This window comes from Hymenobacter algoricola, from assembly GCF_039539525.1.
GTDB lineage: Bacteria > Bacteroidota > Bacteroidia > Cytophagales > Hymenobacteraceae > Hymenobacter > Hymenobacter algoricola.
Map to the genome: position 1 here is coordinate 1 of NZ_BAABDH010000069.1, position 2,792 is coordinate 2,792.

General features: G+C 57.7%; 3 protein-coding genes. All 3 read left to right on the plus strand.

Going from position 1 to position 2,792, the window contains the following annotated elements; all coding sequences use genetic code 11:
• Nucleotides 1-165: 165 nt before the first annotated feature.
• Nucleotides 166-1,476 (plus strand): site-specific integrase, encoded by a 1,311-nt coding sequence (locus ABD842_RS13880; RefSeq protein WP_345115001.1) that lies wholly within the window; start codon nucleotides 166-168, stop codon nucleotides 1,474-1,476.
• 368 nt (nucleotides 1,477-1,844) lie between these two features.
• Nucleotides 1,845-2,333 (plus strand): hypothetical protein, encoded by a 489-nt coding sequence (locus ABD842_RS13885; protein ID WP_345115004.1) that lies wholly within the window; start codon nucleotides 1,845-1,847, stop codon nucleotides 2,331-2,333.
• 24 nt (nucleotides 2,334-2,357) lie between these two features.
• Nucleotides 2,358-2,585: a hypothetical protein gene (locus tag ABD842_RS13890; protein WP_345115006.1), complete on the plus strand. Its 228-nt coding sequence runs from the start codon at nucleotides 2,358-2,360 to the stop codon at nucleotides 2,583-2,585.
• The last annotated feature ends 207 nt before the right edge of the window (nucleotides 2,586-2,792 follow it).

Sequence of the window (2,792 nt, forward strand, 5' to 3'; positions counted from 1 at the left end):
CCGTCTCTGGTACAATTACTTACAACCGGAAGACCCGGAAAATGCCTTCTCAAGTAGCAGAAGGGGTTTTCCGGGTTTTTTGCGTTCAGAGCAATTGGTACTCTGCAACGCGAAATATGGACTGTGCAACGGGAGTCACGCCCCCTCTTACGCCCCCTATTCCGGATGAACACGCAATTCATTCTTCGCAAAGACAAGAAGGACAGCGCCGGCCGCTGCCCGGTACACTTCATTGCTTATTTCAACAGCCTGCGGCTCAAATACGCCACGGGTGAGAAGTGCAAGCCCACGGAGTGGAATGCTGACAAGCAGAAATTTCGCTCGGCTTACCCGCTGGCGGAAGAAGCCAATCTTTATCTCGCTCGCCTGACCACCGATGCATTGGCTTGGTGGCGTAAACTCCGGGCCTCTGGTGAGACGCCTACCGTTGAAGGCCTGAAGGCTGCCTTGCGGCCGGCAGAAGTAATCGTGGAGCAAAAAGAAAAACCGCTCTCCGTATCCGTAATTTTTGCTGAGCACTGGGCCTCACTGCAGGCGCGAGGTTACGCGCATCACACATTGCGGCAACGCCGGATGCTGGGCTCATGGATGAGCGCCTACGAGCAAGACAAAGGGGAAATGCTCAACCCATCTACTTATGATCTGGCTACGCATGACCGGGTGCTGAGCTATCTGCGCTTTCAGCGTAATCTGGCGCAAAATACGGTGGCTTCGTTTGTACGGGGGCTGAAGGTGTTTCTGCGTTGGTGCAGGGAAGAGCGCGGAGTGGTAGTGCCAGTGGAGCTGCGGAAGCTGCAGGGGCGGCACGCGGACGTGCTGAAGATGTGGCTGACGGCGGATAACCTTACGGCCCTGGCGGCAGTTGAGCTGCCGGACTACCTGACTCGGGTGCGGGACGTGCTGCTGTTTTGCTGCTACACGGGGCTACGCTACTCGGACGTGCTGACGCTGCAGCGCGGCAACCTGCACGAATGGGACGGCGGCATCATCCTGCGGCTGATACAGACCAAGACCCGCACGGGCGTGAGCATCTACTTGACGGAGGCGGCGCGGGCCATTCTGGACAAGTACGCGGATACGGAGCGGGTGCGGCTGCTGCCGGTACTGGCCAACCAGGTGATGAACCGTTACCTCAAGCGCGTCGGGAAAGCTGCCGGGCTTGTGGATGACGTGGTGGTAACGACGGTAGTGGGAGGTGACGTGCTTAAAAAGTCGGTGCCACGCTATGAGCTGCTGACCAGCCATACGGCCCGGCACACGTTTGCTACCCAGAGTCTGCTGCGGGGCATGCCGGTGGAAGTGCTGCAGAAAGTAATGGGGCATGCCAAGATCCAGACCACGCTGGTATATGCCAAGGTGGTGGAGGAACTGCAGCACCAGACGATGCGGCGGATCTGGGAAGGAAACAGCGCGGCGGTGGAGAGCGTAGCGGCAAGAGCCACGCAGATTTGTGCGGCAGAACCGCTGGCTGCTTAACCAGATACTACAAGCTGTTTCACATGACGGCCCGCCAGATTGGCGGGCCGTTTTTGTGTCACGAAATAGCCGCCCGCATACTCACCTCATACCTAAGCCATACTTCAGCCATGCCTAAGCCATGCTGGAGCTGGGGCAAGTCAGAGCCATTTCATACAGAAATATTTCGCGGCTTCTCAGAGGGACACACTTAAAAGATAATTTTCTCATATTTGTGAAACAATTAGTTTCTTTATGTGCTCTTTACAATAGCAATACGCACAACACCGACAGAAAAATCGAGCGGCTTTATTGGGGTGGCTGCACCCGGTAGGAGTCGGTAATGAAAGCAGCCGCAAATCCATTTTTCCACTCTTACCCTTACCACTATGGCACGTCAGACCGGCGTAATCCAAATCAGTGGCACCGTGGGCGGCGTCGTTTTCGCGAAGGACGGCACGGTGCGCCAAAAACAGGGCTCCAACAAGAGCCAATTCAACTCGTCCGCCTCGATGCAGCGGGTGCGGGAAAATGCCAGCGAGTTCAGCACGGCCGCCAAGGCCGGCAAGCTAGTGCGCGACGCCTTGCGCCGCGTAGTGTCGCTGGCCTCGGACCGGCTGATGGTTTCCCGTCTTCAGCAGAAGATGAAGGAAATCCTTAACCTGGACGAGGACAGTGACCGTGGCGGCCGGCAGATTCTGCCGGAAAATCTGTCGGTGCTCCTAGGCTTCGACTTCAATGCCGGCTCCGCTTTCTCAGGCACCTACTACGGTAGCATCGAGCCGACGCTGGACCGGGCCACGGGCAACCATTCGGTAAGCCTGGGTGAGTTGAACCCGGCCCGCGACGTGGCCGCTCCGCAGGGCGCCACCCACTAACGCATCACGGCGGCCGTAGGCGCGGTGAACTTCGAGACGGGCACGACCACCAGCACGGAGGCCAGCACGGCGGAGCTGCCGCTGAGCAACGCGGTACGTCCGGCCGAAGCTTTGCAGCTAGTGCGGGCCGCCGCCGCGGATGAGTCGCTGATCGTGGCGGTGGGTGTAGACTTCTTCCAGCAGATGAACGGCAAGTTCTACCCGCTGAACTCCAACGCCTATAACGCGCTGAGCGTGGTGGCCGTGGCGTAAGGAAGCAGTGAAGGGTGAGGGCTCAGAACTGCGAATCGGACAACGATTTCAGGGGCGGGCTCTCACTTTTTTGCTCCTGGGTTTTCTTCTCAATTAAACGCATGGGGCTTAGGAAGCAAATCGAGCTTAGAGGGGCCGTTGGCGAAGTTCTTTGAGCAAGACTTTATACACGTTTTCGTAGCGATGGTTGAAGCGAAATTCACATTC